Raw genomic sequence first — 13,561 nt, forward strand, 5'->3', positions numbered from 1 at the left:
TGGCTAGAAATAGCCTGTTTATGACAATAGTTTTTGGCGAAGCAAAAATTCCAGTTGCTCGTTGGATACTTCTAGTTTGGAGTAGGTCTCCAATATTTGTTTGCGCTCGGCATAAAGCTCATAGGCTCGCTGAATAGTCTGATCAAGCTCTTCTTCGCTCCAAGGTTTATTCAAGTAGTGGAAGATTTTCCCTTTGTTCACCGCGTCCACTACGGCCGCCATATCCGTGTAGCCTGTCAATAGTATACGCATCGGATCTGGGTCAATCTTAATGATCTCCTCCAAAAATTCTACGCCCGTCATCTCCGGCATACGTTGGTCGGTGATAATCACGTCGATGGCATTCTTGCGAACAATCTCCAATGCTTTTGCTCCGCTTATTGCCGTGAATACTTGGTATTTTAGACGGAAAGTAGCTTTAAAAGAAATCAGGTTATTTTCTTCGTCATCCACATACAAAACCGTTATTTTTTTGCTTTTCTCTTCCATGGCGCTTCGTCTTTTTTCAAAAGTAGATAAAAGAAAACTAATACAGCAATGTAGCATAAAAAAAGCAATATTGCAAGCGGTTTTTTCGATTACCTAGCTCGTGTATTCTACCTAATCGATCGTGCAAAACAGCTACTGGGCTCATGCTAGGCCTTGTTTTGCTGTTTGTGTTTGATATTCACTTAGTTCTTAATAAGCACGCTTACAGTTGCTTTGTAACGGTTTGATCGAGTACGCAGACCTAAACTGATGTTGATACTTTTGCTTTTTTTAAGGTCAACACCGTAATTTCCGGCCATATACCAATGCGCCCTTGCAAACCATGGAAACCGAAACCCCGGTTTACATACAGGTATTTTCCGTCCTGCTGATAAAGCCCAGCCCACTGCTTATAGAAGTATTGGATGGGGCTCCAGCGGAGAAAGGGTAGGTCGAGGCCAAATTGCATACCGTGCGTATGACCTGATAAGGTCAGCTGTACGTCCTGCGGGTGATCGATTACCTGCTCTGTCCAATGCGAAGGATCGTGGGACATCAAGATTTTGAACGCAGCTTTATCTACGTTTTCCGTCGCCCTATTCAAGTCGCCGTATTGCTGGAAACCTCCCTTGCCCCAATTTTCTACGCCTACCAACGAAATGCTTGCGTTGCCTTTGTGAATGTTCATGGACCTGTTGCGTAGCAACTGAAAACCGATCTCGTGGTGGACTTCTTCGAGTTGCTGCAGGTTGTACGATTTTGCCTGTTGGCTTTCCCAGCGCACGTAATCGCCATAGTCATGGTTTCCCAGCACGGAATATTTACCATAGCTGGCCCGCAATTCACCAAAGGTGCTGCTCCAAGGTTTCATCTCCTCGGCCGTATTATTGACCAAATCACCGGTAAATAGGATGAGATCACTTTCCTGCGCATTGGCGAGATCAACGCCTTGCTGCACGCGTCGTTTATTTTTCAAACTTCCCGAGTGAATATCGGAAAGCTGCGTGATGGTGAAGCCGTCGAAAGCTGTAGGCAGGTTTGGGAAGTATAAGGTCTCCCGCCGCACCTTGTAGTGGTATTTGCCTCGTGTAAGCCCGAAAATCATAATCAGGAAAGTGCCTACAGCGATAAGCAGTGCCGCTTCACTCACGTAGATATTTCGATATGCAAATCCGGTTAGCAGCCGAACGATATCTTCGCCCAGCAATATAGGCGAGGCAAGGAGTTTAGGAATGAGCGATAGCATGAGCGCACTAATAAGCCAAGGGAGATAATCCTTGGCGCGCGCACGAAAAGCCGGAACCAAAGCAATGCTGCTCAGCGCGAAGATCAAGCCCAAGTCGATGGCCCAATAAAGAAAGGCCATACCGGGAACTACCGTCAAAGTGGAGACCGCCTGATAAAAGTAAATATCGCCGATTACCAAAAGTATAATCAGCAGAATAATGCGCTTTGCCATGTTTGTTTTTTTAGGTAGACGAACCGGAGAGGGAAATACTTTAGGGGATGTAAAGTTTTCCTTGAAATGACATTTATTCATCTCGAAATTAGTTGACAATTTCGCTGATGGTAGGGGAATTTCAAACGTTGTAGTATTTCAAACAATCGTTTGTGTTAATTTATTCGCAATACCCGCATTTTCATTATTAACTATTTTCTTTTGCTTTGCTCTTGGGTGATCTAATGCCCATTCATAACTAACCAGATATACTTAGATGATAATTATTCGATTGAATTTTAAGTGCTTGATTTTTTTAAGACCGACTACTGTTGGTCTTCGTAGATCTGCCAAACTGATGCGATTATGCCTTGTCGTGTTGGTTACGACATGTTTTTCGTCGCTTTTATCCCATGCTTATGCGTCTTGCGAAACGCCTCCTGTTTTCTATGTCGAAAGTGAAGTACTTTTAGATAGGGACATTCAAACGCAGGTTTCGGGATCGGTAAAAGATAGTTTGGGAACGCTCATGGCGGGAGTATCCGTTTTCTTAAAAAATAGCCCTTCAAAAGGTACTACGACGGATTTGAATGGCCTCTTTGCATTGAATGTACCGGCTGATGCCGTTCTCGTTTTCCGAATGACAGGTTATCTTTCTCAGGAGATTCCACTAGCAGGTCGAACGGTAATTGATGTTGTCCTTCATGAGGATAAGCAGGGCATCGAAGAAGTGGTGGTCACGGCTTACGGGCAACGCGCAAAGAAGAGTGACGTTATCGGCTCCATCACGTCGGTAAGTCCTAAAGAACTCCGCGTGCCCGCCAGTAACTTAACATCTGCTTTGCAGGGGCGTGCCGCTGGGGTGATTGCTTTTCAGCGAAGTGGCGAGCCTGGGACGGACAATGCCGATTTCTTTATACGCGGGGTGGGTAGTTTTGGCACCAACCAACGCCCTTTAATCTTGGTCGATAACATGGAGATGACGGTAGATGATTTGGCACGTATTCCGGTCGACGATATTGAAAACTTCTCGATACTACGAGATGCATTGGCGTCCTCGGTGTATGGTTCACGTGGTGCGAACGGCGTTATTCTCGTAACAACAAAAGCCGGACAAGAAGGACCTACGAGAATAGGCTTTCGTGCAGAACAGCGCATCTCCAAACCCACGCAGTCCCTTAAATTTGCCGATCCGGTAACCTGGATGCGTATGTACAATGAAGCCGTTACAACACGGGATCCGCTAGGTATCGAACCGTATTCACAGTTTAAAATTGATCGCACTGTGGCTGGTGACGACCCAATAAGTTTTCCAGCAGTGGATTGGCTCGGCACATTGACCAAGGAAACCACCACGACTCAAAATTATAACCTCAATGTTTCCGGTGGAGGGCAAATAGCGACCTACAATGTCAGCGGAAATTACACCAACGACAACGGGCTATTGCGGATGGATCCGTTAAATAATTTTAATAACAACGTCAATTTTCAAGTTTTAAATCTTCGAAGTAACGTTGGGATAAACTTCACGAAGAGCACGAATGCGATGATTCGTACAGTGGCCAACCTGCAGAACTACAACGGTCCGCCGACTAATGGATCAGAGGTGTTTAACGCTGCCGTTCGTGCTAATCCGGTCATGTTTTTGCCCGTTTACCAGCCTGGTGCATCCCAATCCTATATTCAGCATCCTATGTTCGGAAACATGGGTGATGGAACACCACTATTTGTTAACCCCTATGCACAGGTGATGCGGGGATATTCGGAAAGGCGGCGCAGCAATATTCAAGTCCAAATCGAGTTAAGCCAAGATTTTTCTGAGATTGTAACCCCTGGTTTACGGTATCGTGGTTTGGTTAATATACTAAGAAACAATTACTTCACGCAATCTCGTGTGTACAACCCTTTTTACTATGAGCCCATCGGTACGGACCCTACAGATGGTAACTCGCTATTGTTTCGTCCTATAAATCCAGACACTGGAACGGAGTTTTTAAATTTTGTCGCGGGCGAACGTACACAAGCAGCCATCTATTATATAGAAAACCAATTTTTCTACAACAAGACCTTTGCGGAAAAACATCGTCTCGACGCCATGATGATCAACACCATCCGAGACAATATTAGTACGCCTGTCAATGAAGCAATTTCCCTCATCAGCTCCTTGCCCAGTCGTAACGTATCCTTCTCCGGAAATTTAACTTACGGATATGATAGCCGTTATATGGCGCAGTTTTCTTTTGGATACAACGGTTCCGAAATTTTTTCCGATCAGTATCGTTGGGGTTTCTTCCCCTCTTTTGGCGCTTCTTGGACCGTTTCAAACGAAAAATTCTTCGAAGCCTTAAATTCCGTGATCAGTAATCTGAAAATTCGGTTCTCCCATGGTACACTGGGCAATGATCGGATTTTGGATACGCGTTTCTTCTATCTCTCCGATGTGAATCTGAATAATGCTACCTATTCTTATCCTTTCGGCTTGCCCGCAGAAGCAGGTAGAAGAATTGTCAACGGCGTACTGGTAAACCGGTATGCCAACCCCAATATTGGTTGGGAAATGTCTCGCCAAACCAATTTAGGGATGGATTTAAGTTTGTTTAATGGCGCGCTCTCTTTGAATGGTGAACTTTATCAGCAATTTAGGGATAATATTGTGCAGCAGCGTACGCTATCCTCCATCAATGGACTTACTGCACCTGTTTTCGCCAATGTGGGCAAGTACAAAAGCAGGGGCTTTGAAAGTGAGGTGATGTTTAACAAAACCGTTAATTCGCATTTCTGGCTACAAGGGCGTGGTACCTTTACCTTGGCGACTGGCGAATTTGTCTTTTTTGAAGAGCCTATCTATGCCGATCCATATAGAACGCGTATCGGAAGTGCCGTAAACCATCAATTTGGTTATATCGCCGAACGACTATTTGTTGATGATAATGAGGTATATAATAGCCCCGAGCAGGCACTTGGATCAGTGGTGCGCGGAGGTGATATCAAATATCTAGACGTCAATGGAGATGGCGTTATCAACGATGACGATCGCATGCCCATCGGGCATCCCACGACACCAGAAATCAATTACGGCTTCGGTTTAAGTACGGGCTATAAGGGATTTGATTTTTCGTTTTTCTTTAGTGGAGTAGGGCGTACTTCTTTATTCATTAATCCAACCACGATAAACCGAGGTGTAGGGCCTTTTGGTAATCCTAGTGCTCCAAATGCTGTGTTGCAAACCTGGGCCGATAGCTACTGGACAGAATCTACAAAAGATATCAATGCGCTTTGGCCCCGTCTAAGTGAAACACCATTGGCCAATAATACGGTGCAAAGTACATTTTGGATGCGCAATGGAAGTTTTTTTAGACTGAAGCAAGTGGAACTGGGCTATACGCTGAACAAGAAGTTTTCTGAGCGATATAAGTTTAAGACATTTCGGGTGTATGCCACTGCTACCAATCTTTTTACGTGGAGTGCTTTCCGACTATGGGATCCTGAAATGGGAGGAAGCGGACTGAACTATCCATTACAACAGGTATTTAATATTGGAATAAACGCCAACCTCTAATTATACTAGACTATGAAATTTAAAAAATATATTTTCAGCATGTTAACGGTTTTTAGCTTAACGACTTCCTGTAATAGCTTCCTCGACATCGTTCCAGATAATGCGCCGGTTTTGGATCAGGCCTTTGCCATGCGCACTATGGCCGAACGGTATTTGGTGACCTGTTATGCTTCTATTCCACCTAGTTTTTCGTTAACGGGCAATGCGGGTTTGCTCGCTGGCGACGAATTTTGGCTGAGTTCCGAAGCAACATATACGGGATATGCCAATTGGCGTATCGCCTTGGGTAACCAAAATGGAGATAATCCCTTGTTAAATTTCTGGGATGGCAATAATGGCGGAAATAGTCTTTGGATTGGCATTACCAATTGTAATGTCTTTTTAGAAAATATTATGTCTGTCCCAGATATGAACGACATAGAAAAAGAGATGTGGGCCGCAGAGATCAATGTACTTAAAGCCTACTATAACTTTTTATTGCTTAAGCAATATGGGCCTATTCCCATTCGAGATACCAACATTCCTATTTTCGCTCCTTATGAAGAGTCGCAATTGCCTCGAAATTCGGTGGATGAATGTTTTGCCTACATTGTCAATTTGATTGATGAAGCCAGACCCAGCTTAATGGAAGATGTATCTACACCTAATACCGAGACAGGGCGCATTACACAATTGGTTGCTGTAGCACTGAAAGCGGAAATACTCATGTATGCCGCTAGTCCATTATTTAACGGCAATGTCGGCTTGGAAGCGTCTATACGTAATCGGGATGGCAAGGTACTTTTTGATCCTAATTTTTCGATGGCCAAATGGCAAGCTGCAGCGACAGCATGTAAGGAAGCCATTGATTTTGCACATGCTAGAGGAAAGGCGCTGCACACCTGGACGCCTTTTAACCAGGCAAATACCTATCAAGCTAGCACCCATCATCAAATGAGTATTCGCGAAGCATTCAATGAAAGCTCGAATAATGCAGAGCATATTTGGATCGATTCAAGATCGCTGGCTAGCGGTGCCGTACAAGGAAATTTCATGTTACCCAGATACACGGCTAATGCTTCTACCGGAACCTTATTAGGCTTTATGAGTGTAACCTTAAATATGGCTGAAAAGTTCTACTCAAAGAATGGGGTGCCTATTGAAGAGGATATCTCTTATCCGTACAACACACGTTATGGACTGACCGCAGTGCCTAATACGGATGCTTATCGTTTTGACCTTGTTGCGGGCAGACAGACGGTTCGCTTAAACATGGATCGCGAACCTCGATTTTACGCCAGCTTAGCCTTCGATGCTGGTCGGATATACATGAATCAAGTTGGGTCCGACGCCAGCGCTTACAATGTAGATATGCGCTTGTCAGGTCCATCGGGAAAAGTTAATCCTAATTTTTTCAATTGGACAGGCTATGCATCAAAAAAACATTACAACTATCGAACAGAGGTTGCCGGCAGTAACGCCTATACACCTCGGGTTTTTGGTTACCCTTTGATTCGCTTGGCCAATCTCTACCTCTACTATGCAGAAGCGCTAAATGAGATCAATGGCCCATCTGCGGAAGTGTATTCATTTATTGATTTGGTTCGAACACGCGCGGGTTTACCGGGGGTGGTTGAATCCTGGCAAAGTTTCTCTTCTAATCCGGGAAAACCCACTACACAAGCGGGACTACGAGAAATTATAAAAAGGGAGCGGACCTGCGAATTCGCGCTCGAGGGAATACGGTATTGGGATTTATTACGATGGAAAGATGGTATTGCAGAATTGAATACAGCCATTACAGGCTGGAATATCAATCAATCGGCCGATAACGCCTATTACCGTACTACTTTATTTTACACAAGATCATTTACCGAACGAGACTACTTCACACCAATCAGTTTGAATGAGCGTAGGAGAAACCCCAACCTTGTTCAAAGTGGAGGATGGTAAAAACAACTAACAATAATGATTATGAAAACATGTAGAAATACTTTTATGAATAACTTCTTTTTGAGACTGTTGATGGTCATTGCATTTGGTGTAAGCAGTTGCCAAGAAGATCTAGGCTTAAGCCATGTGCGTACAGGAGAGCAATCTGCGCCTCCCACAAACTTGACGTTTGAGGAGGCTCCCGGTGGGGCTACTATTTCTTATAACCTGCCTACTCATCCAGATTTGCGTTATGTTAAAGCAACGTATACCCTAGAAAATGGAAGAACCATGGTGGGAAAGGCGAGTCTCTACGACAATAGCATAAAGGTAGAGGGCTTTGCACAAATTGGAGATTATGATGTGACATTGGTGGCGGTAAGCGTAGGGGAAGTAGCGTCCGCCCCGGTGTCTATCCGTATTCGTACCGGAAAGCCGTCTTATCAAATAATAGCTGAATCTTTTCAATCGAGCGAGCATTTCTACAGTACCTTCGGTGGAGTAAATGTATTCTATGAAAATGCCGCGGCTGCGAATCTTATTCTACGAACATTTCGATTTGGCTTAAATCCCGAAACTAACGGACGAGAATGGCTTTTGCTGCAGGAAACTTATACTAGAGCACTCAATGGTACCATTCGTGTACGCGGACAGCAGCCTCAAGAAGAGCGCTATGGCGTAGTGGTTCGAGATCAATGGGGAAATGTTTCTGATACGATTGAACGTTTATTGACACCGCAAGAGGAGTATAAATTTGAAGGTATTCGCATGTTCACGGGAATACAGCCATACTCCGAACAGAATAGAAATGGTGATTTTGTGCGTAACAATGCTGGGCAGGCAAATAGCGCTGATATGCAGATTGCTTTTTTTGACGGAGTGGAGGCTACGCCTTTTTATAACACCATGCGACAATGGTGGGGCAGTGGTACACCTATACCTTTTCAATTCACCATGGATTTAGGGAGAGCTTCACAAATCAGCAGGATAAAAATGTGGGGAAGGAACGATAATCAATCGCTTTATTTTCAGGCAACCCACCCCAAGGAATTTGAGCTGTATGGTAGCAATGCTCCAGCAGCAGACGGATCATGGGACAGCTGGACACGGATTGGTACTTATGAGGGAGTACGCCCTTCTGGTTTGCCCTTTGGTACCAATGCAAATGCTGAAGATATAACATATGCAAGGACGGGAGAAGACTTTGAAGTTGATTGGGAACACCCCGGAGGGTTCAGGTACTTTAGAATACGTGTGAATTCAACGTGGAACGGTATCAGGGAACAAGTATTAAACAATGCATTAACTGTCGCTATAGCCGAGTTACAACTATTTGGTGTTTACGTAAATTAATTATGAATTATGATAAAGTTAATAATCTATGCGATCCTTATACAACTGACCTTGTCTTTGATGAATAGTTGTAAGCCCGCCGATTTTTGGTATGGGGAATACCGCCAAAATGGCGAAGTATATTATCCTGGCCGGATAGATTCGCTATCGATCTTGCCGGGAAATCAGCGAGCCATCTTACGATTTCGCGCGACAACGGACCCACAAGTAACCTATTTAAAAGTTTATTTAAGAAATAGCTTATCTGCCAATCAAACTTTTAGTGTTCATGATTTGCGAAGTGGCGATCACGGACAAATTCAACTGCTTGAGCTACCCAATCTTGCCGAAGCGACCTATACGGCGAATGTTTTTTCCTTTACAGCACAAGGAGATAGTTCACGTGCAGTTACAGCCTCTCGTTTTGTGTATGGCAATAGATACATTAATACCTTAACAAATCGACCTTATTCCACAATAAACCGTACGAATCCTGATGAGCATTTTCTAGTCTTTTCGCGGGAGCCTAACCTTCCACGGCTAGGATTATTTTATCCGATGCAATTTACGGAGATAACGTATACTGACAGAGCTGGCGCAACGAAAACCGTGACTACAACACCTTACAATGACTTTGTGAGTTTAGCAGACGCGGCACGACCGAGCATTATACGTTATCGAACGGCCTACAAACCCGTTGCTACCTCAATTGATCTGTTTTACACAGATTACAATGACGTTGCTTACGATTAATTTGTTGTGTTAATTTTTATCATTTCCTTAGGCTTAGCAAGCCGAAGGAAATGATCATTTATACCTTCATTATCTTTGTCAATATTATAGGCAGGGATGCCAAGTCATAATGATTTTCATAGATCAAGTATTTCGTTTCCCACTGCGGGCCAAATTTATCTTTGAAGTCGTAGAGTCCCTGATAGTGTCGGAATTGGCGCAGGCGTTCGTAGGCAAATTTCATGGCCCATTCGGGCAGTCCCTGCGGTTTGTCGATGCCCGACATGGCGGCCATCCCCATGTTGAGGTATTGTTTATCCTGTTTTTGAAGTTCGGAGATCAAAGCGACAATCAAAGCGTCCATCACGCCGGCTGGCGCATCTGCCGTCTTACGGACGAGGTCGTACGTACCTTCGTCCGATGCATAGTCGGGAATAATGTTCAGAAATGCGACGACTTTTTCATCGCTATTCTCAATAGTTATAATATCTTGAGCCTTCAGTTCTTCCCAATCAAACATACCTGAGGAAAACAGGATCTCTTTACGATCCATGCTTGTCAACCATTCGTCGGATACGTACTTAAGTTTCTGTAAAAGTCCATCTTTTACGGGAGCTGGATGTAAAATGGGTGCGTAGCCTTTCTTGCTCAGCGCATTCAATACATTGCGTAGTGATTTGCGATCTTTTCCTTCCAAACTAAAGGTGGGTAGGTGCAAGCGAGCCTCTTGTCCCAAAGGCAGGGCTTTCTTATCGAGTGACTGAAATAGGGAAACTCTTTCTTCGGCAATTTTGTAATAGGCCGTCTTCAATCCATTGGCGAGGCAAAAGTGTTCAAATTCGGCTACTATGCCTAACATTGTCGTCGGGTCGTCCTCGCATACAGGCTCGCCTAGCGCTACGGCAAAGCCTGATGCGGTCTTGTAGGCTACAAATCCGTCCTGCGCTGCCGCAAAGAAATACGCTTTATCGGGATAAGTTTTAAAGTAGTCGTCTGCAGATCTACCATAACGGGATAACAAGGCCATCGCTCGCTCTCGTTCCTGCTGTACCGGCGTGACATGAAAAATAAAAGGCTTGACAAACACATAGAGGAGCAGCAAGAGCGAGATGGCACCAAGGAAATTAATCGAACGAACGAAGCCCATCCCAAATCGGGTAATTGGTTCTGGATCGGGCTCCAGCAGCAGGTAACTACGAAGCGTTCCTTTTATCGATTGCCAAAGCGAAAAGTCTACATTGAATTCTTTTTTATCCAAAAAATAGAAACCTACAATACCATAGATAAGCACCGCTAGCAGAATAAAAAGGGCGGTTTGTACGCCAAAATTTTGGAGATGTGGATCACCTTTGAGTCGGTAATGCTGCCGTGTAAAAAGGAGTACCACGATGGTGAACAGTGCGAGTGAAGCCTCTTCGTAGTCTATCCCCTTGGTCAGGTTTCCAACGAGGCTTAGTCCTGCGAAAATTAAGGCCAGCCACCAGGCATTGCGCAGTCCTCGTACCAAGAATGCAGCGCAGCACAGCAAGAGTATACCGAGGATAAGTACAGCAACGGACGAAAAATGAATGAGATCTAGCGGAATGAAGTTTTCCAACAGCCGCAGCCGATTTCGAAACGGCGGTGTAAGCACCGATATCATATTGACAAAGCCCAGTAGGGTCAAGAGTATGCCGGGTAAGAGGCGTAAAATAATGTTACCCCGAACAAAGAAGAAAGCAGCTACGCCCGCTAACAAAGGTAGCCAGAATTCGAATACCCGATACAGGAGGGTGATGGACAAGGCTTCCACATCAGCTATGCCATAGGATTGGAGCACCAAGACCAGCGATATCTCTACTGCGCCGAGGCCTCGTAGAAAAGGGGAGATGGCGAAAAACAAGGTGGCGATAATGTAGCCTGCGGCACAGCTTTCCAATGAGGCCTCAACGCCCAGTGCCTCCATCGCGATATAGAGATGCACAATACCTACTATTTCCACGCCCAGCGAGCAGAGGAAGGTATACAGCAGATCCCATTTTTTAAATTTTCCGCTACCAATCTCGTTGGCAAGCACCTCAAACTGTGGGCTGATGCGGTAAAGTAGTTTGTAGACAGCTCCGCGTTTTAGGAAAGAATAGGTGGCCACAGTCAGCGTGATGATCAGCAGGAACAGGCCTAGTAGCGCAGCCCAGGTGCTTGATGTGGTACTTTTTGTAAGGGCAAGGTACACGATGACGGGTAAAGCGACAAGGGCTAAGGACGCAATGCCCGTCATACCAAAGATGTAGGATGCAAAGCCGATCTTGTTTTTGCTAATGCCTTTACGCTCGATTTCCTCCGTAAAAAAGGCCAACGACGTAACACCTCCTCCAGGGAGGAATACGCTTACGAGATTTCTTTTCAAAAATAAGCGAAGGGCTTCGGCCAGCCGGATGCTACTGTTCACAGCACGAAACGAGAAGATATACATCATCGCCTGCAGCAGGATATAAATGATGGTCACCAACAGTCCCAAACCGATATATTCCGGTATGGCCTGCGCCAATACCTTTCTTGCTTCAGCTATTTCTGTGTACTGCTTGCGGAAAAAGTAGACGGCCAAGATCAGGAAAAGAAAGGCCAAGACTTCCTTAAAATAGTAGTTATTAGCTTTGAGCTGTAATTTCATAGGTTAACGTGTTTTTGACGTTGCATCCACGATGCTGTTAAAGTCGTTATTGTAATGGTGGCCTCCCGGTAAAATTTCCACCGCCACGCCGATGCGTTTGAAAGCTTGCGTCACGGCTGAATCTTCACCGTCACCAAACAAACATAATCTCTGTATGCCGCTCGTTTTCCGTAGTTCTGCTACCACATCGTATGGATTCTGCCGTAGCCCGAAGCTCAACATATCACTCACATGTATTTCAAAATCCCCATGGGTATCTGGCGAAAGTAAGATGATTTCCTTTAGGTTTTCTTTAGGTTTACCGATCAACCTATTGGCGACAAAGGGCGCAATACACGCACCGAAAGAATAACCCATCAGTGCGATGCGGGCATTGGGATGTTCTTTTAAATAAAGCTGTAGCACATGGCTGATAGCGGCGGTCGTTTCTTCAGGACTACGCTTTTGCCAAAAATATTTTTGGGCATCAAGCCCCATAACGGTAAATCCCTGTTTTGTGTATGCTGCTGCTAATCCTTGATCAAAGCTTGTCCATCCGCCATCGCCGGAAAGGAAGAACAGGAGCTGATCGCCTTTATTTTCCTTTGCCGCAAGGATGTGTATAGGTAGATCTGTTTGTATCGAGATGAAATGCTTGCTGCCTAAGCTATTCTCCAAATGTGTTTGCCTGATCTTTTGGTATGCACTTTTAAATTGGGGTAGCCAATTATCGGTAATGGAGAAACCATGTCCAACCAACGGTAGGCCAATGAGTTCTGCTTGTTGCATATCTTTTAAGAACAGCTCGGTTTTCTCGTAATCACATACCTCATCTTTAAGTCCGTTTAGTACAAGGAAAGGACTAGGAACCGCCTTGACCGGATCTAGGTAGTAGGTGTTTTTTTGTTTTAGGCGATGGAAGGGGAGCCCATTTGCTTTGCAAGGGGCTGCCGGCAATTCGATATCCGGCGAAAATCCAAGCGCAATAGCTCCCATGAAAGTTCCGGATGGAGCCTGCGCCAATAATCCATACACTAGTGTTGCACCATACGAATAGCCTACTAAGATCGGCTTTTGGTAATCTTTGAACTTGTATTTTTTCTGTAGCATCAAGCTCAGCTGTTCAAAATCAGCTGCGGGATAGAGACAGCCCTTTTTTTGTTTTGCCAGCGCAGCTTTGTAGGCTTTTGCATCGATCCCGGCAACAAGGGCACCTTGCTCAGCAAGGTAACGTGCCATGTTGCCAACCACCATCGCCAGACACGAACAATACCAACGATTGCGCTTCTTGTGGAGGATGGTAGAGCGTAAGCTTTCCAAATCGGCCATAGGAGAGTGCTTCCTGTGCAGCAAATGATGTCACATGGAACAGGGAGCTGTTAATAATTAGCGCTATGTAGGTCAACGTTTTTAATACCATCATGACAAGCGATTAACGGGACATCTCTAAAACAATAATTTAAAAGGAATGTTTTCCTGCACGAATTGAAAG

9 protein-coding genes are annotated in these 13,561 nt (G+C 44.8%); 4 read left to right on the plus strand and 5 right to left on the minus strand.

The window, feature by feature from the left end:
* Nucleotides 1–18: 18 nt before the first annotated feature.
* Both SCB77_RS20705 and SCB77_RS20710 read right to left on the minus strand, forming a co-directional pair.
* Nucleotides 19–489, minus strand: coding sequence for a response regulator (locus SCB77_RS20705; RefSeq protein WP_320183905.1), 471 nt, complete (start codon nt 487–489; stop codon nt 19–21).
* A gap of 241 nt (nt 490–730) precedes the next feature.
* Nucleotides 731–1,927, minus strand: a complete 1,197-nt coding sequence (locus tag SCB77_RS20710) for a metallophosphoesterase (RefSeq protein ID WP_320183906.1) — start codon at nt 1,925–1,927, stop codon at nt 731–733.
* A gap of 337 nt (nt 1,928–2,264) precedes the next feature.
* On the opposite strand from SCB77_RS20710, the gene SCB77_RS20715 reads away from it, so the two are divergent.
* From SCB77_RS20715 to SCB77_RS20730, 4 genes are read left to right on the plus strand one after another with little or no spacing between them, the layout of a single operon-like run.
* The gene (locus SCB77_RS20715) at nt 2,265–5,465 is read left to right on the plus strand and encodes a SusC/RagA family TonB-linked outer membrane protein (protein ID WP_320183907.1); all 3,201 of its coding nucleotides are present in this window, start codon (nt 2,265–2,267) and stop codon (nt 5,463–5,465) included.
* A gap of 12 nt (nt 5,466–5,477) precedes the next feature.
* Nucleotides 5,478–7,397 (plus strand): RagB/SusD family nutrient uptake outer membrane protein, encoded by a 1,920-nt coding sequence (locus SCB77_RS20720; RefSeq protein ID WP_320183908.1) that lies wholly within the window; start codon nt 5,478–5,480, stop codon nt 7,395–7,397.
* Nucleotides 7,398–7,418: 21 nt separating this feature from the next.
* The gene (locus SCB77_RS20725; protein WP_320183909.1) at nt 7,419–8,729 is read left to right on the plus strand and encodes a DUF5000 domain-containing lipoprotein; all 1,311 of its coding nucleotides are present in this window, start codon (nt 7,419–7,421) and stop codon (nt 8,727–8,729) included.
* Nucleotides 8,730–8,738: 9 nt separating this feature from the next.
* Nucleotides 8,739–9,461: a DUF4998 domain-containing protein gene (locus SCB77_RS20730; RefSeq protein WP_320183910.1), complete on the plus strand. Its 723-nt coding sequence runs from the start codon at nt 8,739–8,741 to the stop codon at nt 9,459–9,461.
* A gap of 58 nt (nt 9,462–9,519) precedes the next feature.
* Here SCB77_RS20730 and SCB77_RS20735 read toward each other — a convergent pair whose 3' ends face one another.
* From SCB77_RS20735 to SCB77_RS20745, 3 genes are read right to left on the minus strand one after another with little or no spacing between them, the layout of a single operon-like run.
* Nucleotides 9,520–12,090 carry a phosphatidylglycerol lysyltransferase domain-containing protein gene (locus SCB77_RS20735; RefSeq protein ID WP_320183911.1) on the minus strand — a complete coding sequence of 857 codons (2,571 nt, stop codon included), beginning with the start codon at nt 12,088–12,090 and terminating at the stop codon, nt 9,520–9,522.
* A 3-nt stretch (nt 12,091–12,093) separates the two neighbouring features.
* A complete protein-coding gene (locus SCB77_RS20740; protein WP_320183912.1) occupies nt 12,094–13,308 on the minus strand; it encodes an AcvB/VirJ family lysyl-phosphatidylglycerol hydrolase in 1,215 nt (404 codons plus the stop codon).
* Complete coding sequence (locus SCB77_RS20745) at nt 13,289–13,492, minus strand: hypothetical protein (protein WP_320183913.1); 204 nt, start codon at nt 13,490–13,492, stop codon at nt 13,289–13,291. The genes SCB77_RS20740 and SCB77_RS20745 overlap by 20 nt, the downstream gene beginning before the upstream one ends.
* Between the last annotated feature and the right edge of the window lie 69 nt (nt 13,493–13,561).

Origin of the sequence: Sphingobacterium bambusae, from assembly GCF_033955345.1 — a bacterium.
Taxonomy (GTDB): Bacteria; Bacteroidota; Bacteroidia; order Sphingobacteriales; family Sphingobacteriaceae; genus Sphingobacterium; species Sphingobacterium bambusae.

Excerpts from the sequence above, each read along its gene's own strand:
- SCB77_RS20740 (WP_320183912.1), bottom strand. The coding sequence starts at position 13,308 with ATGGCACGTTACCTTGCTGAGCAAGGTGCCCTTGTTGCCGGGATCGAT.
- SCB77_RS20735 (WP_320183911.1), bottom strand. The coding sequence starts at position 12,090 with ATGAAATTACAGCTCAAAGCTAATAACTACTATTTTAAGGAAGTCTTG.
- SCB77_RS20705 (WP_320183905.1), bottom strand. The coding sequence starts at position 489 with ATGGAAGAGAAAAGCAAAAAAATAACGGTTTTGTATGTGGATGACGAA.
- SCB77_RS20710 (WP_320183906.1), bottom strand. The coding sequence starts at position 1,927 with ATGGCAAAGCGCATTATTCTGCTGATTATACTTTTGGTAATCGGCGAT.
- SCB77_RS20725 (WP_320183909.1), top strand. The coding sequence starts at position 7,419 with ATGAAAACATGTAGAAATACTTTTATGAATAACTTCTTTTTGAGACTG.
- SCB77_RS20730 (WP_320183910.1), top strand. The coding sequence starts at position 8,739 with ATGATAAAGTTAATAATCTATGCGATCCTTATACAACTGACCTTGTCT.
- SCB77_RS20715 (WP_320183907.1), top strand. The coding sequence starts at position 2,265 with ATGCGATTATGCCTTGTCGTGTTGGTTACGACATGTTTTTCGTCGCTT.
- SCB77_RS20720 (WP_320183908.1), top strand. The coding sequence starts at position 5,478 with ATGAAATTTAAAAAATATATTTTCAGCATGTTAACGGTTTTTAGCTTA.
- SCB77_RS20745 (WP_320183913.1), bottom strand. The coding sequence starts at position 13,492 with ATGATGGTATTAAAAACGTTGACCTACATAGCGCTAATTATTAACAGC.